The 20522-nt window shown below is 66.4% G+C and carries 23 protein-coding genes; 12 read left to right on the top strand and 11 right to left on the bottom strand.

What is annotated here, in order from left to right:
* From GGC64_RS26475 to GGC64_RS26450, 6 genes are read left to right on the top strand one after another with little or no spacing between them, the layout of a single operon-like run.
* Nucleotides 1-516 (top strand): mycothiol transferase, encoded by a 516-nt coding sequence (locus tag GGC64_RS26475; protein WP_192725558.1) that lies wholly within the window; start codon nucleotides 1-3, stop codon nucleotides 514-516.
* Between the two features lie 32 nt (nucleotides 517-548).
* Complete coding sequence (locus GGC64_RS26470; protein WP_192725557.1) at nucleotides 549-1043, top strand: phosphatase PAP2 family protein; 495 nt, start codon at nucleotides 549-551, stop codon at nucleotides 1041-1043.
* Between the two features lie 53 nt (nucleotides 1044-1096).
* Nucleotides 1097-2614, top strand: coding sequence for an aldehyde dehydrogenase family protein (locus GGC64_RS26465; RefSeq protein WP_192725556.1), 1518 nt, complete (start codon nucleotides 1097-1099; stop codon nucleotides 2612-2614).
* 58 nt (nucleotides 2615-2672) lie between these two features.
* Entirely contained in the window at nucleotides 2673-3527 is an 855-nt protein-coding gene (gene ppk2 / locus GGC64_RS26460; RefSeq protein ID WP_192725555.1) for a polyphosphate kinase 2, read from the top strand.
* 30 nt (nucleotides 3528-3557) lie between these two features.
* Nucleotides 3558-4409: a hypothetical protein gene (locus GGC64_RS26455; protein ID WP_192725554.1), complete on the top strand. Its 852-nt coding sequence runs from the start codon at nucleotides 3558-3560 to the stop codon at nucleotides 4407-4409.
* Nucleotides 4410-4421: 12 nt separating this feature from the next.
* Nucleotides 4422-5360: a DUF2889 domain-containing protein gene (locus GGC64_RS26450; protein ID WP_192725553.1), complete on the top strand. Its 939-nt coding sequence runs from the start codon at nucleotides 4422-4424 to the stop codon at nucleotides 5358-5360.
* Here the strand turns inward: GGC64_RS26450 and GGC64_RS26445 are convergent.
* From GGC64_RS26445 to GGC64_RS26410, 8 genes are all read right to left on the bottom strand, one after another.
* Nucleotides 5347-6255, bottom strand: coding sequence for a crotonase/enoyl-CoA hydratase family protein (locus GGC64_RS26445; protein WP_192725552.1), 909 nt, complete (start codon nucleotides 6253-6255; stop codon nucleotides 5347-5349). The genes GGC64_RS26450 and GGC64_RS26445 overlap by 14 nt on opposite strands.
* A 53-nt stretch (nucleotides 6256-6308) precedes the next feature.
* The gene (locus GGC64_RS26440; RefSeq protein ID WP_192725551.1) at nucleotides 6309-8312 is read right to left on the bottom strand and encodes a prolyl oligopeptidase family serine peptidase; all 2004 of its coding nucleotides are present in this window, start codon (nucleotides 8310-8312) and stop codon (nucleotides 6309-6311) included.
* Between the two features lie 23 nt (nucleotides 8313-8335).
* The gene (locus GGC64_RS26435) at nucleotides 8336-8971 is read right to left on the bottom strand and encodes an SRPBCC family protein (RefSeq protein ID WP_192725550.1); all 636 of its coding nucleotides are present in this window, start codon (nucleotides 8969-8971) and stop codon (nucleotides 8336-8338) included.
* 2 nt (nucleotides 8972-8973) lie between these two features.
* Nucleotides 8974-9828, bottom strand: coding sequence for a xanthine dehydrogenase family protein subunit M (locus tag GGC64_RS26430; RefSeq protein ID WP_192725549.1), 855 nt, complete (start codon nucleotides 9826-9828; stop codon nucleotides 8974-8976).
* Nucleotides 9825-12218 (bottom strand): xanthine dehydrogenase family protein molybdopterin-binding subunit, encoded by a 2394-nt coding sequence (locus GGC64_RS26425; protein WP_192725548.1) that lies wholly within the window; start codon nucleotides 12216-12218, stop codon nucleotides 9825-9827. Before GGC64_RS26425 ends, GGC64_RS26430 begins: the two co-directional genes overlap by 4 nt.
* Nucleotides 12215-12721 carry a (2Fe-2S)-binding protein gene (locus GGC64_RS26420; RefSeq protein ID WP_192725547.1) on the bottom strand — a complete coding sequence of 169 codons (507 nt, stop codon included), beginning with the start codon at nucleotides 12719-12721 and terminating at the stop codon, nucleotides 12215-12217. Before GGC64_RS26420 ends, GGC64_RS26425 begins: the two co-directional genes overlap by 4 nt.
* Before the next feature lie 70 nt (nucleotides 12722-12791).
* Nucleotides 12792-13883 (bottom strand): VWA domain-containing protein, encoded by a 1092-nt coding sequence (locus tag GGC64_RS26415; protein ID WP_192725546.1) that lies wholly within the window; start codon nucleotides 13881-13883, stop codon nucleotides 12792-12794.
* A 1-nt stretch (nucleotide 13884) separates the two neighbouring features.
* Nucleotides 13885-14772, bottom strand: coding sequence for a MoxR family ATPase (locus GGC64_RS26410; RefSeq protein WP_192725545.1), 888 nt, complete (start codon nucleotides 14770-14772; stop codon nucleotides 13885-13887).
* A gap of 103 nt (nucleotides 14773-14875) precedes the next feature.
* Between GGC64_RS26410 and GGC64_RS26405 the strand changes: the two genes are divergently transcribed.
* The 6 genes from GGC64_RS26405 (at nucleotide 14876) to GGC64_RS26380 (ending at nucleotide 18162) form a co-directional block, all read left to right on the top strand.
* Nucleotides 14876-15154 carry a putative holin gene (locus tag GGC64_RS26405; protein ID WP_192725544.1) on the top strand — a complete coding sequence of 93 codons (279 nt, stop codon included), beginning with the start codon at nucleotides 14876-14878 and terminating at the stop codon, nucleotides 15152-15154.
* On the top strand, nucleotides 15147-15665 hold the full coding sequence (locus GGC64_RS26400; RefSeq protein ID WP_192725543.1) for a hypothetical protein: 519 nt from the start codon (nucleotides 15147-15149) through the stop codon (nucleotides 15663-15665). Before GGC64_RS26405 ends, GGC64_RS26400 begins: the two co-directional genes overlap by 8 nt.
* Before the next feature lie 10 nt (nucleotides 15666-15675).
* On the top strand, nucleotides 15676-17070 hold the full coding sequence (gene lpdA / locus GGC64_RS26395; RefSeq protein WP_192725542.1) for a dihydrolipoyl dehydrogenase: 1395 nt from the start codon (nucleotides 15676-15678) through the stop codon (nucleotides 17068-17070).
* 2 nt (nucleotides 17071-17072) lie between these two features.
* Nucleotides 17073-17363, top strand: a complete 291-nt coding sequence (locus tag GGC64_RS26390; protein ID WP_192725541.1) for a hypothetical protein — start codon at nucleotides 17073-17075, stop codon at nucleotides 17361-17363.
* A gap of 7 nt (nucleotides 17364-17370) precedes the next feature.
* Complete coding sequence (locus tag GGC64_RS26385; protein ID WP_192725540.1) at nucleotides 17371-17781, top strand: hypothetical protein; 411 nt, start codon at nucleotides 17371-17373, stop codon at nucleotides 17779-17781.
* Between the two features lie 111 nt (nucleotides 17782-17892).
* Nucleotides 17893-18162 (top strand): hypothetical protein, encoded by a 270-nt coding sequence (locus GGC64_RS26380; protein ID WP_192725539.1) that lies wholly within the window; start codon nucleotides 17893-17895, stop codon nucleotides 18160-18162.
* A gap of 14 nt (nucleotides 18163-18176) precedes the next feature.
* Here GGC64_RS26380 and GGC64_RS26375 read toward each other — a convergent pair whose 3' ends face one another.
* The 3 genes from GGC64_RS26375 to ramB all read right to left on the bottom strand — a co-directional run bounded on the left by GGC64_RS26375 (nucleotide 18177) and on the right by ramB (nucleotide 20512).
* On the bottom strand, nucleotides 18177-18476 hold the full coding sequence (locus GGC64_RS26375) for a DUF4193 domain-containing protein (RefSeq protein ID WP_192725538.1): 300 nt from the start codon (nucleotides 18474-18476) through the stop codon (nucleotides 18177-18179).
* Nucleotides 18477-18545: 69 nt separating this feature from the next.
* Nucleotides 18546-19088: a carboxymuconolactone decarboxylase family protein gene (locus GGC64_RS26370; protein WP_192725537.1), complete on the bottom strand. Its 543-nt coding sequence runs from the start codon at nucleotides 19086-19088 to the stop codon at nucleotides 18546-18548.
* The gene (gene ramB, locus GGC64_RS26365; protein WP_192725536.1) at nucleotides 19085-20512 is read right to left on the bottom strand and encodes an acetate metabolism transcriptional regulator RamB; all 1428 of its coding nucleotides are present in this window, start codon (nucleotides 20510-20512) and stop codon (nucleotides 19085-19087) included. The genes GGC64_RS26370 and ramB overlap by 4 nt, the downstream gene beginning before the upstream one ends.
* Between the last annotated feature and the right edge of the window lie 10 nt (nucleotides 20513-20522).

Here is a 20522-nt window from a genome sequence, read left to right as displayed (position 1 = left end):
ATGGCTGACTCCGATCTGGCAGCAGTGCGGGAGCTGCTGCGCGACTCGTTCACCCGGCTCATCGAGCACGTCGAGGACCTCACCGACGGCCTGACCGACGAGGTCGCCTTCTTTCGCCCGACCGGCACCGCCAACAGCATCGCCTGGCTGATCTGGCACAGCGCGCGACAGCACGACTCCCAGCTCTGCCACATCGCAGACATCGAACAGGTGTGGACACGCGACGGCTGGGTCGACCGGTTCGGCCTCGATCTGCCTCGCGATGCGCACGGCTACGGCCACAGCCCCGAGGAGGTCGGCAAGGTGCGCGCCTCGGCCGACCTGCTGGCCGGCTATTACCACGCTGTGCACAAGGCGACGCTGGAATACATTGCTTCGGTGACCGCCGAGGAGTTGAGTCGCGTCGTCGACCCGAACTGGAATCCGCCCGTGACGGCCAGCGTGCGCCTGGTCAGCATCATCGATGACTCTGCCCAGCATCTTGGCCAGGCAGCGTACGTGCGGGGCATCGCCTGATCCGGTTGTGGCCACCCATCGGGGTTGTCGCGATGGTGGCACTCGGCGTGACGGTGGGGCACGGCTCCACCCCGATGGACGACTGGTTCCATCGACACGGACGCGACGCCCGTTACCTGACGCTTCTCGTCAGCCCGTGGGTGCTTGCCTCCGTGGTGGTCGCGACCGTCGGCGTCGCGTTGTACCAGCGACGGCATCGACTCGCGATCGCGTCGGCCGTGTGTCCGCTGCTCGCAATGGCGCTCGCACGTGTGCTGAAGCCGCTCTTCGGCCGTGAACGTGGACCGGCCTTTGCCTACCCGAGCGGCCACACCGCGACGCTCGTCGTCGTGATGGGGATGGTCGTCTTGGCAGCAGGCGCTGCGCTATGGGTAGTGCTGACCGCGGTTGCGTACTGCCTGCTCGGCATGCTGGGCGTAGGGGTGTCGTTTCACTACTTCACCGACACCGTCGGCGGACTGCTGCTGGGCACGTCGATCGTCTGTGTGGCAGCCCTCATATCAGGACACGCACCCCACCGAACTTGACACCTGTCAACCCCACTGCGATCTGCGTCACAGCCAGTGGTTACCATGAGGCCATGACGGCCACTCCGGAAGTTGATCTGCCCGACACCGGCACCATCCGCAATCCTGCGACCGGCGCGGTGGCCGGCAAGGTGCGCTGGACCGATCCCGCCGACGTGCCACGTATCGCCGCGGGCCTGCGCGAAGCGCAGAAGCAGTGGGAGGCGCGCGGCGCGAAGGGACGCGCCAAGGTGCTGGCCCGCTACGCGGTGTGGCTGGGTGAACACCGCGACGAAATCGAGGCGCTGCTGATCAAGGAAACCGGCAAGTCGGCCACCGACGCCGCCCAAGAGGTGCCGCTGCTGATCATGATCGCCGCCTACTACGTCAAGACGATGGAGAAGGCACTCGCGCCGGAGAAGCGGCCTGCGTCGTTGCCGTTCCTGACGATCAAGAAGGTCGAGGTGCACTACCGGCCGCGCCCCGTGGTCGGCATCATCGCGCCGTGGAACTACCCCGTCGCCAACCTGCTGATGGACGGCATCGCGGCGCTGGCGGCCGGTTGCGCCGTCCTCCTCAAGCCGTCGGAGCGCACGCCACTCACCGCCGAACTGCTGCTGCGCGGGTGGCTGGACTCGGGCGCCCCTGAGGTCATGGCGATCGTGCAAGGCGCGCGCGAGGCGGTCGAGGCCGTCGTCGACAACTCCGACTACATCCAATTCACCGGCTCGAGCGCAACCGGTGCGAAGGTCATGGAGCGGGCGGCGCGCCGGCTCACTCCCGTCAGCCTCGAGCTCGGCGGCAAGGACCCGATGATCGTGCTCGACGATGCCGACGTCGACCTGGCCGCGCACGCCGCGGTGTGGGGCGCGTTCTTCAACGCGGGGCAGACGTGTGTGTCGGTGGAACGGGTCTACGTGCTGGAGTCGGTCTACGACAAGTTCGTCGACGCGGTGGTGCGCGACGTGAAGAACCTGAAGATGGGCGCAGGCGAGGGTCATCATTTCGGCGCACAGATCGACGACAGCCAGGTGGCCGTGACCGACCGCCATGTCAGCGCCGCGCTTGCCGCGGGAGCCAGGGCGCTCACGGGCGGCAAGCGCCCGGTCGGTCCCGGCAGCTTCTACCCGCCGACGGTGCTGGTCGACGTCGACCATTCGATGGAGTGCATGACCGAAGAGACGTTCGGCCCGACGCTGCCGATCATGAAGGTGTCCAGTGTCGACGAGGCGATCCGGCTGGCGAACGACAGCCCTTACGGGCTGAGCGCATCAGTGTTCTCGAAGGACATCGACCGCGCCAAAGCGGTTGCGGTGCAACTTGATTGCGGTGCCGTGAACGTCAACGACGTGATCTCCAACCTGATGTGCACCACGGCGCCGATGGGCGGCTGGAAGACGTCGGGTATCGGGGCGCGCTTCGGCGGCGCCGAGGGGCTGCGCAAGTTCTGCCGTCAGGAGGCGGTGGTGGCGCCGCGCACGAACGTCGGCGCGGGCGGCAACTACTACAACAACTCGCAGAAGGCGCTGCGGCGGATGAACAAGCTGATGACGAAGCTGGCGCTGATCACCCCTCGGCGCGCCGCCAAGTAGCACCCCGCGTTCACCTGCGCGTTACCCCAGCGTCTGCCCGCGTCGATATTTTCGGCCGGTGACCCTGGACGCACACAACTACCGCGTGCACGACGACGACGATGACGACCCGATCCTGCTCGACGGCAACGGCATTCCAGTCGACACCTGGCGCGAGAACTTCCCGTATGACGAGCGCATGTCGCGCGACGAGTACGAGGAGCAGAAGCGGCTGCTGCAGATCGAACTGCTGAAGCTGCAGAAGTGGAGCCAGGCCAACGGCCACCGGCACGTGATCGTGTTCGAGGGCCGCGACGCCGCGGGCAAGGGCGGCACGATCAAACGGTTCATGGAGCATCTCAACCCGCGCGGCGCTCGCGTCGTCGCGCTGGAGAAGCCGACCGAACGCGAACGCACCCAGTGGTACTTCCAGCGCTACGTGCACCATCTCCCCGCCCACGGTGAAATCGTGTTGTTCGACCGGTCCTGGTACAACCGGGCCGGAGTCGAGCGGGTGATGGGGTTCTGCACACCCAAGCAGCACGCCGAGTTCATCCGGCAGGTCCCGCTGTTCGAGCAGATGCTGGTCAACGACGGCATCAGCCTGACGAAACTGTGGTTCTCGGTGTCGCCGTCCGAGCAGCGCACCCGCTTCACGATCCGCCAGGTCGACCCGGTGCGGCAGTGGAAGCTGTCGCCGACGGATCTGGCGTCGCTGGACAAGTGGGACTCCTACACCACGGCTAAGGAAGACATGTTCGCGTGGACGGACACCGAGGTCGCGCCGTGGATGGTGGTCAAGAGCAACGACAAGAAGCGCGCACGCGTCAATGCGATGCGCTTCGTGTTGAGTAAGTTCGACTACGACAACAAGGACCATGAGGTGGTCGGCAGGCCGGATCCCCTCATCGTGGGACGCGCCCTCGCCGACTGAGACTGCGCGTCGCGCCTGGAAGGAGGACGCGTGCGGTTCGTGGCGACCGTGTTCCTGTGGCTCGTCACGACGATCGCGTTGACCGCTGCCTTGCCCGCCATGTGGGCGCAGAAGAATGTCGTCGACGCTGACGGCTACGCGGCGTTTGCGTCGTCGGCGGCCAAGGATCCGAAACTGCAGCAGGCGATGGCCTCCGAACTCACCACGCAGATCGTGCGACTGGGTCGCAACGAGGGCTATGACCTCAATCCCGATCTGGTACGCGGGGTGACGACGTCCTACACCCAGAACGCAGGCTTCCCAGGGCAATTCGCGCAGGCGAACCGCATTGTGCACACCTGGATGTTCACCGACGAGATCCGGCGCCAGGAAGGCACGGACGATCGCTGGCTGATCGACGTTGCGCCGATGCTGTCTGATCCGTCGCTGAAGGCGACGCTGGGCAATCTCAACCTCGACGTGCCTGCCACGCTGACCGTTCCGATCACGGTGTCCGACACCTCAGGTATGCGCCCGGGGCAGTTGCGTCAGTTCTCGACGTGGGGTCCGTGGGTCAGCATCGGTGCGTCGGTGTTGACGGGCGTGGCCGCACTGCTCACGTTGGCAGCAGCCCGGTCGCGCGGGAAAGCGCTTGCAGCGCTGGGGGTTTCGGCTCTGCTGGTGGGCGCGGCCGGCTGGGCCGGCCTCGAGGTGGCGCGCCGGTGGGTCGATCACGCGTTGAACCGCACGGAGGGTGACATTCGTCAGGTCGCCGACGCGATGGTCAACCATGCCGAGGCCAGCATGCATCTCTGGCTGAACCTGACGCTGGCCGCGGGTGGTGCGCTGGTCGTGTTCGGTGTGCTGGTGTCGATGCTCGGTGGGCTCCGCAGGCAGGACTAGTACCGTCAGTTCATGCCATTCGTGACGGACATCGTCGGCCCACAGCGGCCAGTCCGGTCATGGCCGGCGCTTTTACCTGGTGCGTTGCGGCGCACCAGCACCATCGACACCCACCCGGCCGGAACTGGCAAATCCAGCGTCGACCTGCGGGCCCGCGACATCTCGGCGGACGTGCTCGGCGAGGTTCGGGTGCGCGCACACCTGACCGATCGCGTGATCGATGCCATCGACGACGGCCTGCAAGCGCTGGTCGGCAACCGCGTCGGCCCCGGATTCCGCTCGACGGTCGGCAAGCTGTTTCCCGAGGAGGTGCGGCGGGCCAGCCTGCTGCACCTGCTGCTCGACGACTGGGTCGGCGCAGCGCTGGTCTCCGGGTACGCCGTGCAGCATGCGGCGATCAATCTCGGCATCGAGGAGAAGATCGGCCCCGGCGTCGCCGACCGCATGGCGGGCATCTGCGCGGGCTTCGCGTCCGACGCCTCGTTGGTCCCGTACGCCAAGCGCAACGGCACCATTCCGTCTGTGCACGGGCCGCTCGCGCCGTCGCTCGACGGCTTGGAGATGCACGCCGTCGAACCGCTGCGAGCCCACGGGATGCGCCGGCTGCGGCGCCTCGACCTGAATCCTGACGACGGATTCACCGCGCACTTCCGGGACAGCCATGTCGACGGCGAGGGTGTCGAGACGATCGTGCACGAGTACACCGTCGTCGGCTCGCTGGATACGTCGACGCGAACGATCACGGCTGTCGATGCGAGCGTGCAGGTGCTGCCGTGGCAGGAATGCCCAGGTGCCATCGCAAGCGCAGCGCGAGTGGCGGGAATGACGTTGGCCGAGTTGCGTGCTCGCATCCGCGGCGAGTTCGTCGGGACCAGTACGTGCACGCATCTCAACGACACCCTGCGTGCGCTTGCCGATCTCGATGCGCTCGTGAACCTCAGGGCTCGATGACGTTTGACGGGTCGGGCCTGCGATCCGGCGGGGCCTGGCTGTAGTCACCCCACGGCCCGTCGCGGCGCTCGATCGCAGCGCGCACACCCTGATTGGCTGCGGTGTCGATGAACTGCAGCGCCTCAGGGGTGTTGCGCATCAGCCCGTCGAGGATGCCGCCGAGCGTCTGGGTCGACGCGAGGCCCATGTTCTCGTAGGCCTGATTGACGATGAGCTTCTGCGCCTGCAATTGGGACAGCGGGATGCTCGCGAGCTTGGCGGCGACTTCGGCGACACGGGTCTCGAGGCGCTCGAACGGTACCGACTCGTTGATGAGTTCTATTGCGGCAGCTTCTATTCCGGTCAGCGGCTCACCGGTCAGCGAATGCCATTTCACCTTCGCCAACGACAGTCGGTACAGCCACATGCCGGTCAGGTAGGCGCCCCACATCCGGGCATAGGGCGTTCCGATGACGGCGTCGTCGCTGGCGATGACGATGTCGGCGCACAGCGCGTAGTCGCTGGCGCCGCCGACACACCAGCCGTGCACCTGGGCGATGACCGGTTTGGACGCGCGCCAGATCGCCATGAACTTCTGCGTCGGCCCGGTCTCGCGGGCGCTGACCATCGCGAAATCCTTACCGGGGTCCCAGCGGCCGTCGGTGTTCATCGCATCGGCCCAATGGTGGAAGCCGCCGCCGAAGTCGTAACCGCCGGAGAAGGCGCGGCCTGCCCCGCGCAACACGATGACTTTGACAGCGGGATCGCGTTCGGCCAGGCCGATGGCTTCCTCGATCTCGTCTGGCATCGGCGGAACGATGGTGTTGAGGTGGTCGGGCCTGTTCAGCGTGATCGTCGCGACTGGGCCGTCGGTCTTGTAGAGCAGGGTCTCGAACTGGGATGACGTCGTTGGCATGGCTGAAGTTTGGCAGAGGCGGTCGAGGGAACTGGCCGTTACCCGCCGCGCAGCTAGTCGCCGAGCCTGCGAAGCAGGAACTCGTATATCAAAGCGGCCCGAAACGCGGTCTGTGCGTTGTCGGCCGCCCCTGCGTGACCGCCCTCGATGTTCTCGTAGTACTGCACCGGTTGGCCAGCGGCCTCCAGCGCTGCGGTCATCTTGCGGGCATGGCCGGGATGCACCCTGTCGTCACGCGTCGACGTGGTGATCAACACTGGAGGGTAGCGACGGTCGGCCGAAATATTCTGGTACGGCGAATATTTGGAGATGAACTCCCAATCGTCGGGGTTGTCCGGGTCGCCGTACTCCGCAATCCATGAGGCTCCGGCCAACAGCAGATGAAACCGTCGCATGTCGAGCAGCGGCACGCTGCACACCAACGCACCGAACAGCTCTGGGTACTTGGTCAGCATGATTCCCATCAGCAGACCGCCGTTGCTGCCACCCTGCGCGCCCAGTTGCTCGACCGTGGTGATGCCACGCTGAACCAGGTCTTTCGCCACTGCGGCGAAGTCCTCGTCGACCAGGTGCCGACCCTCCCGCATCGCCTGCGTGTGCCAGCGCGGACCGTACTCGCCACCGCCCCGGATGTTGGCCATCACATACGTTCCACCCCGCGAAAGCCACAGTCGGCCAAGCACTCCCACATATCCAGGCACGCTCGAGCTCTCGAAGCCACCGTAACCGCCCAACAGGGTCTTGGTCGGCCCGGTCGAACTGCGATGACCGACCACGAAGTACGGGATCATCGTGTCGTCGGCGGACGCGACGAAGTTCTGGGTCACCTCGATGTCGGATGCGTCGAAGAACGCCGGTGCACTCTTGATCTCGGTCACCGTATCGCCCGCGCGGCCCCACAGCAGTCGGGACGGCATGGTGAAACCGCTGGAGTCCAGGAACATCTCGTCCCCGTACTCGTCCACGTCGACGACCACGGTGTGAGTATTCGGTGGAACGCCTTCGATCGGGACCCGCTGCCACGAACCAGTGGTCACCAGCTCAACCCGGCTGGCCACATCGACGAGACTGACCAGCACAAGGTGATCCTTCGTCCACGCGAAGCTCTCCAGCGTGGAGTGATCATCTGGCTCATACACGACGGTCAATTCGGCTGTGCCAGCGAGGAAGTCGTCGTAATTCGCAGCCAGCAGGCATCCTGCGGGATAGACCGTGGTGCCTACCGCCCAGTCGGAGCGGGGCCGGATCAGCAGCCACTCGCGGTGCAACGAGATGTTCGAGTCGGTGGGAACGTCTATGCGGATCAGCTCGTCACCGCGTAGCTCGTAGCGCTCGAAGTTGAAGAAATCGATGTGCCGGGTGATCCAGAGCCGCTCGTATCCCGGTGTCCTGTCCCATCCGCCGCCGGCGCTGACGTCCGAAGGGTCACCAGCGAACAGGGTCTGCGCCGCCTCGAGTGGCTCACCGCGCCGCCACCGCTTGACGATGCGCGGGTAGCCGGACTCGGTCAGCGAACCCGGGCCGAAGTCGGTGCCGACCAACACGGTGTCGTGGTCCTCCCACGACAGTGCGGACTTGGCCTCGGGCAACTGGAAGCCGCCGGTGACGAATTCGCGCTTCCCCATGTCGAACTCGCGCACGACGGTGGCGTCGGCGCCGCCGCGCGACAGCTCGATCAGCGCCAGCGTGTAGTCGGGTTCGATGACGTCGGCGCCTGCCCACACCCAGTTTTCGTCGTCGGCCTCAGCCAGCGAGTCGATGTCGAGGATGACGTCCCACTCCGGCTCCTCGGTCCGGTAGCTCTCCAGCGTGGTGCGCCGCCACAGGCCCCGCGGGTTCTGCGCGTCGCGCCAGAAGTTGTACAGATACTCGCCGCGGCGCCGCACGTACGGGATGCGCGCGTCCGTGTCGAGAATCTCGAGTGCCTCGGTGCGCATCTGCTCGAACCGGTCGCCCCCCAACTCGGTCAGCGTTGGCTCGTTGTGCCTGCGCACCCAGTCCAACTGGTCGTCGCCGGTGATGTCCTCGAGCCACAGATACGGGTCGTCCGTTGTCACGCCCACTATCCTGCCGGTCGGGCTCAGGACCGCGACCGCGACCGTACGCGTCGCACCCAGGCGCCGACGATCAGCACCAGCATCGCCACCCCGACCAGCGGCCCTACCCGCTTCAATGCCGAGGTCCTCGCGTAGTGGACCAGATCGAGCGGCTCAGACTCCTCGACAGGTTGCGCGGCGGCAGGCTCGACCTGCGCGGCCGCGGGCTCGGGCGAGGCGACGGCGAGCTTCTCCGACAGGCACGCGGCGAACTGCTCGATGATCTTGCCCCCGACGTCGGCGATCATGCCGCGGCCGAACTGGGCTGGCTTGCCGGTGATGGACAGATCGGTGGCCACGACGCCGGAGGTGCGGTCGCCGTCGGCGATCAGCGTGAGGGTGACGGTCGCCGAAACGGTGCCGTTGCCGCGGGTGTCCTTCGCCGACGCCTTGAGCACGGCGCGGCGCGCCTGTTCGTCGGTCTCGGCGAATGTCCCGGTGCCCTTGTACAGCAAGGTGATCGGGCCAACCTTGACCTTCACCGTTCCGGTGAACGATTCACCGTCGACCCCAGTCAGCGTCGCGCCGGGCACACACGGTGCAACCCGCTCCGGGTCCAGAATGGCGGGCCACACCACGTCGATGGGCGCAGGCACGGACAGTTGATGTTCCAGCTGCATCGTCAGGCACCGATCGCCGTCGTGACGGCCCGCCGCGTCAGCACCTTCGCGAGGTGGCTGCGATAGTCGGCATCGGCATTCCCGTCGGACAGGGGATCGATGCCCTCGGCGGCGTGCTCGGCCGCCGCTCGGATCAACTCCTCTGTAGCCGCCTGGCCGACCAGCGCGTCCTCGACACCGCGGGCACGCACCGGCACCGACATCATGTTGGTCAGCGCGATGCGCGCCTGCCGGATGACTCCGCCGTCCACCTCGACGGTCGCGGCCACCGCCACAATCGACCAGGCTTGTGCCACCCGGTGCAGTTTCTCGTAGTGCGCGGCCCAGTCGGTGTGCTTGGGAACCCTTATCTCCGTGAGGATTTCGTCTGGTTCCAGCGCGGTGGTGAAGTAGTCGACGAAGAAATCCGCGACGGGGATGCTGCGCCGGCCCGACGGCCCTGCGACGGTCAGAGTCGCATCGAGCGCCAGCGTCGGTGCGGCAAGGTCGCCGGCCGGATCGGCGTGCGCCAGATTTCCGCCAAGCGTGCCGCGATGCCGAATCTGCGGATCCGCAACTGTCTGCGTGGCGTCGGCGAGCAGCAGCGCATGCTTGCTGATCAGCGGATTACCGAGCAGGCCGTAGTAGGTGGTCATCGCGCCGATGACGAGGGCGTCGCCGTCATCGCGCACACCGCGCAGCTCGTCGATCCGGTTGAGGTCGACGAGCACGGTCGGTGCCGCGAGCCGCAGCCGAAGGACCGGCATCAGGCTCTGCCCGCCCGCGATCACCTTGGCGTCCTCACCGCCGTCCGCCAGCGCGGCCACGGCCTCGTCCACCGTGCTCGGTGCGACGTACTCGAAGTTCGAGGGGATCACCGGTTAACTCCCTGGTCAGATGTCGCCGGCCTTCCGGCTTCGTGGATCGCCTGCCACACTCTCATTGGGCTGCAAGGCATTTCGATGTCTTTGACACCCAGGTGTCGCACGGCGTCGATCACCGCGTTGACCACCGCCGGGGTGGATGCGATGGTGCCCGCTTCGCCGACACCCTTGACGCCGAGCGGGTTCGTGGTTGCGGGGGTTTCGGTGCGTCCGGTGACGAACTTCGGCAGATCGACCGCCGACGGCAGCAGGTATTCCGAGAACGAGGCGTTGATCAACGTGCCCGACTCGTCGTGCACCGCTTCCTCGTACAGCGCCTGCGCGATGCCCTGCGCCAGTCCGCCGTGCACCTGCCCGTCGACGATCAGCGGGTTGACCACATGTCCGATGTCGTCGACGCAGACGTACGAGCGAATATGCACCTGACCGGTTTCGGTGTCGACTTCCGTCGCACATAGATGGGTGCCGTGCGGGAACGAGAAGTTCTCCGGGTCGTAGGTGGCCTCGGAATCCAGGTTCGGCTCCAGACCGTCGGGCAGGTCGTGCGCGGCGAACACCGCGAGGGCGACCTCGGCGAGTGTGACCGCCTTCTCGGTACCCGTGACGCGGAACCGGCCGTCGGTGAATTCGAGGTCGTCCTCGGCGCACTCCATCATGTGGGCGGCGAACGGTTTGGCCTTGGCGATCACCTTCTCCGCGGCCTTGACCACCGCGACCGCGCCGACCGCAAGGGATCGTGAGCCGTAGGTGTCGAGGCCGCGCGGCGAGCTTTGCGTGTCGCCGTGGATGACCTCGACATCCTCGAACGGCACGCCGAGTTGGTCGGCGACGATCTGGCTCCAGGCGGTCTCATGGCCCTGGCCGTGCGGTGAGGAACCGGTGACGACCTCGACCTTGCCGGTGGGCAGCATGCGGATCGCGGCGTGCTCCCAGCCCCCCGCGCCATACGACAGCGAACCGAGCACCCGCGACGGCGCCAGCCCGCACATCTCGGTGAACGTCGACACGCCGATGCCGAGTTGCACCGGGTCGTTGCGCTCGCGGCGCTCGGCCTGCTCGCGGCGTAATCCCGCGTAGTCGAACAACTCTCGGGCCTTCGCGGTCGCGGCTTCGTAGTTGCCCGAGTCGTATGTCAGGCCCGCGACGGTGTCGAACGGAAACTCGTCGTGGGTGATCCAGTTCTGGGCGCGCAACTCGAGCGGGTCACGCGACAGCTCGGCGGCGAGTTCGTCCATCATCCGTTCGATCGCGAACGTCGCCTCGGGACGGCCTGCGCCGCGGTAGGCGTCGGTGGGGACCTTGTTGGTGAAGACGTTGGTACACGTGAAGTGGTATGCACCGAACTTGTAGATGCCGTTGAACATGAAGGCGCCGAGTATCGGGATGCCGGAGGTGACCAGCCGCAGATAGGCGCCCATGTCGGCGAGCAGTTCCACCTTCATCCCGGTGACGGTGCCGTCCCGGCGGGCGGCGAGCGTCAGCTTCTGGATCTGGTCGCGACCGTGGTGTGCGGCCAGCATCGATTCGCTGCGCGATTCGGTGTACTTGACGGGCTTGCCGAGCCGTCGCGCGACCAGCAATGCGATGACTTCCTCTGGAGTCACCTGCAGCTTGCCGCCGAACCCGCCACCGACATCGGGCGCGATCACGCGGACCTTGTGCTCCGGAATCTCCAGCGTCATCGCCAACATGAGGCGAAGGATGTGCGGGATCTGCGTGGCCGACCACACCGTCAGCTGCGGGCCGGTCGGGTCCACCACCACCGACCGTGGCTCCATGAACGCAGGAATGAGCCGCTGCTGGCGGAACGTGCGCTGCAGCAGAACCTCGGCGTCGCGGATCGCCGCCTCGACGTCGCCACCCGTCCCCGCCTCGGCCGAGTCGAACGTCCACACCGCGCTGACGTTGGTACCGAGCTCGGGATACACCACCTCCTCGTCCGCGGCGGCGGCGGCCAGGTCAAGCACCACGGGCAGATCGTCGTAGTCGACGTCGATGTGTTCCAGCGCGTCCTGGGCCTCGTAGGCGGTGCGGGCGGCGACGACGGCCACCGCTTCGCCGGCGAAGTTCACGGTGTCCACGGCGAGCGACGGCGCCGCAGGCGCTTTCATGTCCTCGGTGATCTGCCACGCGTTCGGCAGGCTGCCCTGTTCGGCGGCGAGGTCGGCCCCGGTGAAGACAGCGACGACGCCGGGCATGCTGCGCGCGGCGCTGACGTCGATTCCGGTGATGCGCGCGTGTGCGAAGGGGCTGCGCAGGATGGCCAGATGCTGCATGCCGGGCAACACGATGTTGTCGGTCCACCGGGTCCTACCGGTGATCAGATGCTCGTCCTCCTTACGGACCCGAGCCCTGCCGATTTCGGGCTCCGCGGTGGCGGTCATCGCACCGCCTCCGCCGAATCAGGTTGTGTTGCAGCCTGTTTCGCTTCGAGGCGCTGTGCGGCGTCGAGGACCGCGCTGACGATGTTCTGATAGCCGGTACAGCGGCACAGGTTTCCTTCCAGGCCGTGTCTCACCGTGTGCTCGTCCGGGTGTGGGTCCTCGGCCAGCAGGTCGATGGACTGCATGATCATGCCGGGGGTGCAGAAGCCGCATTGCAACGCATGGTTGTCGCGGAACGCTGCCTGCACCGGGTGCAGGGTGCCGTCTCGGGACAGCCCCTCGATGGTGGTGACGTCGCCCCCGTCGGCCTGCACAGCGAGTACCGAACACGACTTGACGCTGTACCCGTTGAGGTGAACGGTGCACGCCCCGCAGTTGCTGGTGTCGCAGCCGATCACGGTGCCAACCTTGCCGAGTCGCTCGCGAAGGTAATGCACGAGTAGAAGCCGGGGCTCCACGTCGTCGGTATATGTCGTTCCATCGACGGTGACAGAGATGCGCATAGGCCTACTCTGCTCTGGCTGACCGTCTTCAGCGCCCGAAATGACGAAACCGGTTACGCGCCAGGCTGAGTCAGGCGGTGTGGATCTCGTCGAGCAACTCCTGCAGTGTCGCCAGGCTGTGGCCGGCCAGCAACTTGTCGACGAACGGCAACGCCGCCGCGATCCCTGACTGCACCGGCAGGTAGCTGTCGGCACCCGCGTGGGGGTTGACCCACAGCACCGCGTGGGCCAGTCGCCGCAGCGCCGCCATCTGTTCGGCAAGCAGATCCGGGTCGCCCCGCTCCCAGCCGTCAGAGAAGATCACCACGACCGCACCGCGGGCCAGGCCGCGTCGGCCCCAGCGGGCGAGGAACGCGCGCATCGTCTCGCCGAGCCGGGTGCCGCCGGCCCAGTCGGGCACCGCGCGGCCCGCGGCGGCCAGTGCCACCTCCGGATCGCGGACGCGCAATGCCCGCGACAGTCTTGTCATCCGGGTGCCCAGCGAAAACACTTCGGTGGCAGGGCTTTTGCGCGCGACTACATGCGCGAAGCGCAACAGCGCGTCCGCGTACGGGCTCATCGATCCGGATACGTCGAGCAGCAGCACGATGCGGCGCGGCCGGGTGGCCTTGCGGTGATGTCGTGGGCGTACCGGCTCGCCGCCGGCGGCGAGCATGGCGCGCAGCGTCCGTCGCGCATCGATGGCCCCCCTTCGGGAGGGCCGCATCCGTAAGGCAGGCCGGGTCGCCGGGCGTGGATTCAGTGCGGCCAGAAGTTCGGCGAGGTGTAGGCGTTCGGCCGCGGACAGCTCCGCGATGTCGCGATGCCGCAGAATTTCGGTTTCGGCCGCGGCGACGCGCAGCTGCGGTGCGTCTGTGCCGGCGTCCGTGGCGCCGGTGGCGTCCAACGCGGCGATGCGGGGACGACGCGGTTCCTGCCCCCGCTGCGCAACGCCGACGGGCACCGTGCCGCCGAACCAGTTCTCGAACACCAGGTCGTAGCGGGGGATGTCGTCGGGGCCGCGGCACAGCGTTGCGCGGCCCGCCCAGTACACCTGGCGCGGATCGGCGAGATCTACTTCGCGCAGTGCCCTGGTGTAGGTGTCGACGGCGTCGGACACCACAGGCAGCCCCGCCACGGCGAGAGCGTGTGCGAAACCTGCCACCCCGGCCAGCTCAGGCATGTCACCCGGCCAGCAGTCTGTCCAGCCCGGCCCTGGTCACCCGCTCCAGGTCCTCGTGGTACTTGACGACGGCGCCGAGCGTCGCGGCAGCCGTCTGCGCGTCGAGCACGTCGCGATCGAGTTCGCGTAGGGCCCTTGCCCAGTCCAGCGATTCGGCCACCCCAGGGGGCTTGACCAGTTCCATCGCGCGCAAGGCATGCACGGCGCGGGCCACCTGGTCGGCGAGGGCCTCCGCGATGCCGGGGATGCGACTGCGAAGGATCGCGATTTCGCGAGCCAGGTCGGGATGTTCGAGCCAGTGGTAAAGGCAGCGCCGCTTGAGCGCGTCGTGCACGTCCCGGGTTCGGTTGGAGGTGAGCACCACCAGCGGTGGCGTCGCGGCGCGCACCTCGCCGAGTTCGGGGATGGTGACGGCGTTCTCGTCGAGCACCTCGAGCAGGAATGCCTCGAATTCGTCGTCGGCACGGTCGATTTCGTCGACGAGCAGTACACACGGCGCTTCTGTCAGCGCCCGCAGCAGCGGCCGCGCGAGCAGGAACCGCTCGGTGTACAGCGATCGTTCCGCCGACTCCGCCTCGAGGTGTCCCGCCGCTTCCAGCGTTCGCAGATGCAACAGTTGTCGCGGGAAATCCCAGTCGTAGAGCGCCTGCGCGGCGTCGATGCCCTCGTGACACTGCAACCGGATCAGCGGCAGACTCAACGCCTGCGCCAGCGCGGCGGCAAGTGAGGTCTTTCCGGTTCCTGGCTCGCCCTCGCAGAACAACGGGCGGCCCATGCGCAGCGCCAGGTACGCGGCTGTCGCGACGCCTTCGTCGGCGAGGTATCCGGTTGCCTCGAGCGCCTGCGCCAGTTCCGTCGGCGACCCGGCACTCGGCGTGGAAACACTCACTCCGCGAGCGTAGGTCAGGGGTTGATCACAGCTGCGTATCTTCGGCCGTGACCTCGCGTGGCGGAATGCGGTGGCCCCCATAAGCGGCCTTATCGTTCCAAGCGTGATTGCCCTACCGCGCGCATGGCTGTTGGCCAGCGCAATGCTGCTGGGAGTCGCGGTCGGCCAGATCGCGGGAATCGCAGCGACGCTGCTGGTCAAGGCCCCCCTTAGACCCGACGTCGTGATCGCGCTCGTGATCGCTGTGCCCAGCGTGATCGGCATGCTGCTGATCTTGTTCTCTGGGCGACGATGGCTTACCGCGCTCGGCGCGTTCATCCTGGCCATCGCGCCGGGATGGTTCGGAGTGCTCGTCGTGATTCAGGTGGTCAACGGTGCCTAGTTCGACAGAACAAGAAACGCTGCCCGGCGACCCGACGCAGCCCTACTCGCCGATTTTCACCGGCGAATTTCCCGCGTCACCCGACCCGATGCAACCGTTGGCGGCCGAACGCGACCCCGCGAACGGTACGGAGGCGACGACGGGACCCATGCCCGTGGTGGTTCATCCCGAGGTCGTGGTCGGCACCTACCACTACCTCAAGCGCTGGACGTTCGTCCTCGTCGTGGCGGGAGTGTGGATCGCCGCGGCGGCCTGCGGGCTGGGCCTCTACGACTGGTGGTTCCAATCGCTCAACAAGACAGCACCGGTCTTCGTGGTGCTGCTGTTCGTCATCGGGTGCACGGTCGGCGGCCTGCTGGCGGCCATGGTGACCGACAAACCGCTGGTCTCGGCGCTGGCGATCGCATTGATGTCGGCGCCGCTGGCTGCGCTGGGTGCCGCGGCGGTGCTGCACGGCACCTATTTCTGTCAACACGTAAGCCGATGTTTGGTGGGGTTGATTCCCTACTAAGGTTGGCCGGGTGACTCACTATGACGTCGTCGTTCTTGGAGCAGGCCCCGGCGGATACGTCGCGGCCATTCGCGCCGCACAGCTCGGGCTGAACACCGCAGTCGTCGAACCCAAGTATTGGGGCGGGGTATGCCTCAACGTCGGCTGCATCCCGTCCAAGGCGCTGCTGCGTAACGCCGAGCTGGCCCACATCTTCACCAAGGAGGCCAAGCAGTTCGGCATCAGCGGTGACGCGACGTTCGACTACGGGGTGGCGTTCGACCGCAGCCGCAAGGTGGCCGACGGCCGCGTCGCCGGTGTGCACTTCTTGATGAAGAAGAACAAAATCACCGAGATCCACGGGTACGGCACGTTCACCGACCCAAACACGTTGTCGGTCAAGCTCAATGAGGGCGGAACCGAGACGGTGACGTTCGACAACATCATCATCGCCACCGGAAGCAGCACCCGGCTGGTGCCCGGCACGTCGCTGTCGGACAACGTGGTCACCTACGAAGAGCTGATCCTGACGCGCGATCTGCCGAAGTCCATAGTCATCGCGGGCGCGGGCGCGATCGGCATGGAGTTCGGCTACGTGCTCAAGAACTACGGCGTCGACGTGACGATCGTCGAGTTCCTGCCGCGCGCCCTGCCGAACGAGGACGCCGAGGTCTCCAAGGAGATCGAGAAGCAGTTCAAGAAGCTCGGCGTGAAGGTGCTGACGGGCACCAAGGTCGAGTCGATCAAGGATGACGGTGGCGAGGTTGTGGTCACCGTCAGCAAGGACGGCAAGACCGACGAGATCAAGGCCGAGAAGGTGCTGCAGGCCATCGGCTTCGCCCCCAACATCGAGGGCTACGGGCTTGACGCGGCCGGTGTGGCCATCACCGATCGCAAGGCCATCGGCATCGACGACTACATGCGCACCAATGTCCCGCACATCTACGCCATCGGCGATGTCACCGGGCTGCTGCAGCTGGCGCATGTCGCCGAGGCGCAAGGCGTGGTCGCCGCCGAAACCATCGGCGGCGCAGAGACTTTGCCGCTCGGCGACTACCGGATGCTGCCGCGCGCGACGTTCTGTCAGCCGCAGGTGGCCAGCTTCGGGCTGACCGAGGAGCAGGCGCGTGCTGAGGGCTATGACGTGAAGGTCGCCAAGTTCCCGTTCACCGCGAACGCCAAGGCGCACGGCGTCGGCGACCCGAGCGGCTTCGTCAAGCTGATCGCTGACGGCAAATACGGCGAGCTGATCGGCGGGCATCTGATCGGGCACGACGTGTCCGAGCTGCTGCCTGAGCTGACGCTGGCCCAGAAGTGGGACCTGACCGCCACCGAGCTGGCCCGCAACGTCCACACCCACCCGACGATGTCCGAAGCGCTACAGGAGTGCTTCCACGGTCTCGTCGGCCACATGATCAATTTCTGAACGTGGCTCAGACGGCCGGCGCAGCGAGAGCGATCTGGGTCGCCGCGATCGGCGGATTGGTGGTCGGCCACATCCTGTGGCTGGCCGGGATTTCCGTCGCGATCGCGACGCAGTCCATCAGCACATGGGTGCTTGTCGTGGCAGCGGTGTCGTTCGTCGTCGGCGGCGTCGCAGCGTATTTCGGTTGGCGGTCGTACAAGCAGAAGTCAGAAATCTGGGCGGCGTTTCTGTGGGCGCTACCCGTCGCCCCGGTGTTGCTGTCGCTGACCGTCCTCGGGGTTACCTACCTATAGTCAGGCCATGATCGCTGCGCGACGACGACTGCTCATGGCCAACGGGGTCTTCCTCGTGGTGGTCGGCGGGATTCAAGTGGTGTTCGAACTGCTCGCCTACCACACGGGCGCCGGACCGTACGGATACCTCTTCGAAGAGTCGCCGTATGCGCTCGGTTGGGTCGAGGCGCACGGCCTCGCGTTCATCGTCGGGGTGCTGCTGCTGACCGTCGCCGCCCGCGACCTACGCCGGTTCTGGCACGTCGCGGCCGCGGCCGTGCACACACTGCTGGGCACGGCGAATCTGGTGTTCTGGGACAGCTTCGTGGTCTTCGGCATGGTGCCGATGGGCATCGCCGCGACCGTCGTGCACTTCGTGCTGGTGGCCGCACACGTCGGCGCATTCGTGGCGAGCCGTGTGCCCGCACGCCAGAGTTGAACAGGTTCAGTCGAAATATCTTCGAAGACAGCGATTCTCGCTATTTGCGGTCGCTGACAGCTTCCGGTGCCACTACGCTGACCGGATCGACCGACACAGAAGGATGCACCGATGACTCAACCACGACGCGCGAAACTGATCAGCGCAGTGATGAACGCCTCGTTCGTCGGTGCAGTGATGGCAGGATGCGCGCTGGGTTTGGCTGCCCAGGCCGGCGCCGACGACAACTGCGATCCGTTCATGCTCTCCATGACGCCGCAGCCGGTGCTGGCATGTCAGCCGGACCTCGCGCCGCCACCGGTCGAACCTGTGCCTGCTGACGCGCCTCCCGCATTCGACGCGTCGCCTGCGGCAGTCATTCCTCCGGCGCCGGGCGCTTAGCGTTCGGGTTTAGATCAGACGCAGTCGTTGCAGAACTGCTGGCCGTCCTTACGCAACGCCAATTGGCTGTGGTGATGCACCAAGAAGCAGCTGGAGCAGACGAACTCGTCGGCCTGCTTGGGGACGACGCGGACGGTGAGTTCCTCGTTGGTGAGGTCGGCGTCGGGTAGATCGAACGAATCGATCGCGTCGCCGTCATCGACGTCGATGACCGCCGTCGACGCGTCGTTCTTGCGACGGCTGGTCAGCGCCTCGAGCGATTCGTCGGGTTCGGGTTCGGTGGTGACGCGGGGAGCGTCGTAGTCGGTGGCCATGCGACATGCCCCTTCCTGATCAAGTCTGTAAACCGCCAAACGCAGTCAGGAAGCGGATTGTTCCCTAACTCAGTCGGGAAAGTCGAGCGGAATTTTCAGCGTCGCCATGGTGGCCGCGAGCGCGTCGTATTGCCCTGCCAGGGTGCAGAATTCGATCAGCTGCGGACGGCTGAGGATGCTCGACAGTGCCGACCAGGTCTCCGGCGACATCGAGCGGGTGATGACGAACTCGTCGGTCGCGGTGATCAGCACTCGCTCGCGGTCGGTGAGGCCATCGGCGTCGGGCCCCTCGAAGATCCTGGCCTGCAACTCAGTGCCGACGCCGCGGCTCTTGGCCAGCCGGCGATGCTGCTGCAGCTCGTACTCGCAGTCGCGCAGGTATCCCACGCGCAGGATCACCAGTTCGGCGTCCTTGCGGGACAGCTTGCCGGCGTACAGCAGGTAGCCCGAGAACGGCAGCCACGCCAGGAACAGCAGCTTGTGCTGACCAAGCACATTGAACAGATGGAACTTCGGAGCGCGGATGCCTCGGGCGCCGAGCTTGGCGATCGCCCAGTTGACGGGCCCGAGTTCCTTGAACCCGCCCGGCGGGATACGTGCGGGGGCGTTCACGACTGCTGCACCAAATACGGCGACACCGTGCTGCGGTGTTCGTTCAGGTCGAGTGCGCGGCCCAGCGCGGGGAACGCTCGCTGCGGGCAGTTGTCGCGCTCGCAGACGCGGCAGCCGGCGCCGATCGGAGTCGCGTTGTCAGCGGACAAGTCCAGTCCCTCCGAATAGACCAGCCGGTGTGCGTGCCGAAGTTCGCAGCCCAGGCCGATCGCGAACGTCTTACCTGGCTGACCATAGCGCGAGGCGCGGCGCTCCACCGTGCGCGCCACCCACATGTAATTGCGACCGTCGGGCATCTGCGCGATCTGCACCAAGATCTTGCCGGGGTTGGCGAAAGTCTCGTAGACATTCCACAGCGGACAGGTGCCGCCGGAGGACGAGAAGTGAAAACCGGTGGCGGACTGTCGCTTCGACATGTTGCCTGCGCGGTCGACGCGGATGAACGACAGCGGCACCCCGCGCATCGACGGGCGCTGCAGCGTGGACAGCCGGTGGGCGATGGTCTCGTAGGACACGGAATAGAAGGCAGAGAGCCGCTCGATGTCGTAGCGGAAATTCTCGGCGACGTCGTGGAACTGCCCGTACGGCAGCACCGTCGCGGCGGCGAAATAGTTGGCCAGTCCCAGCCGGGCCAGCGTCGTCGACTCCTCGCTGGTGAACTTGCCCTCTTCCACCAACTTGTCGATCAGGTCGCCGAACTCCAGGTAGGCCAGCTCGGCGGCCATCTTGAACACCGTCTGGCCCGACGAGAGGTGGCCGCTGATCTCCAGCGTCTTGGTGGCCGGGTCGAAGCGATGCAGCACGGTGTCGCCGAGGTCGATGCGGCGCATGATGTGCACGCCGTGCACCATGGTCAGCCGGTCGGACAGCTCGCGGGCCAACTCTGCGCGGTGCATCCGCATGCGGATGGTGAGGTCCTCGGCGGCGGTATCCAGTTCGTGCAGATAGTTCTGCCGTTGATAGAAGTAGTCGCGCACTTCCTCGTGCGGCATGGTGATCGCGCCCGATCCAGAGCTGGAGCCGGTGCCGTCGGAGTATCGGTCCTCGGTCGCGGCGGCCAGCTGCGTGGTGGTCAGCCGATAGCGGCGGTGCAGATTGACCATCGCGCGGGCCAGCGTCGGATGCGACCCCACCATGTCGGCGACTTCTGCGAGGTCGACGTCGATGTCGAGGTCGCGGTCCATGGTGACCTCGCGCAGTTCCGCGACGAGCCGGGTGTCGTCCTGGGATGCGAAGAACGTCGCGTCGACGCCGAACACCTCGGTGATGCGCAGTAGGACGGCCACCGTAAGCGGGCGCACGTCATGCTCGATCTGATTGAGGTAGCTCGGCGAGATGTCCAGCATCTGCGCCAGCGCGGCCTGGCTGAACCCGCGTTCGCTGCGCAGTTGTCGCACCCTCGAGCCGACAAACGTTTTCGCCACGTCAACCACC

Origin of the sequence: Mycobacterium sp. OAS707 (assembly GCF_014873705.1) — a bacterium.
Classification (GTDB): domain Bacteria; phylum Actinomycetota; class Actinomycetes; order Mycobacteriales; family Mycobacteriaceae; genus Mycobacterium.
This window is presented reverse-complemented; position numbering and strand designations above follow the sequence as displayed.

Bases quoted from the DNA above. Each gene is read 5' to 3' on its own strand.
- GGC64_RS26450 (WP_192725553.1), top strand. From the start codon at position 4,422: ATGCCATTCGTGACGGACATCGTCGGCCCACAGCGGCCAGTCCGGTCA.
- GGC64_RS26425 (WP_192725548.1), bottom strand. From the start codon at position 12,218: ATGACCGCCACCGCGGAGCCCGAAATCGGCAGGGCTCGGGTCCGTAAG.
- GGC64_RS26470 (WP_192725557.1), top strand. From the start codon at position 549: ATGGTGGCACTCGGCGTGACGGTGGGGCACGGCTCCACCCCGATGGAC.
- GGC64_RS26465 (WP_192725556.1), top strand. From the start codon at position 1,097: ATGACGGCCACTCCGGAAGTTGATCTGCCCGACACCGGCACCATCCGC.
- GGC64_RS26435 (WP_192725550.1), bottom strand. From the start codon at position 8,971: ATGCAGCTGGAACATCAACTGTCCGTGCCTGCGCCCATCGACGTGGTG.
- GGC64_RS26380 (WP_192725539.1), top strand. From the start codon at position 17,893: ATGACTCAACCACGACGCGCGAAACTGATCAGCGCAGTGATGAACGCC.
- GGC64_RS26375 (WP_192725538.1), bottom strand. From the start codon at position 18,476: ATGGCCACCGACTACGACGCTCCCCGCGTCACCACCGAACCCGAACCC.
- GGC64_RS26445 (WP_192725552.1), bottom strand. From the start codon at position 6,255: ATGCCAACGACGTCATCCCAGTTCGAGACCCTGCTCTACAAGACCGAC.
- GGC64_RS26420 (WP_192725547.1), bottom strand. From the start codon at position 12,721: ATGCGCATCTCTGTCACCGTCGATGGAACGACATATACCGACGACGTG.
- GGC64_RS26385 (WP_192725540.1), top strand. From the start codon at position 17,371: ATGATCGCTGCGCGACGACGACTGCTCATGGCCAACGGGGTCTTCCTC.
- GGC64_RS26475 (WP_192725558.1), top strand. From the start codon at position 1: ATGGCTGACTCCGATCTGGCAGCAGTGCGGGAGCTGCTGCGCGACTCG.
- GGC64_RS26415 (WP_192725546.1), bottom strand. From the start codon at position 13,883: ATGCCTGAGCTGGCCGGGGTGGCAGGTTTCGCACACGCTCTCGCCGTG.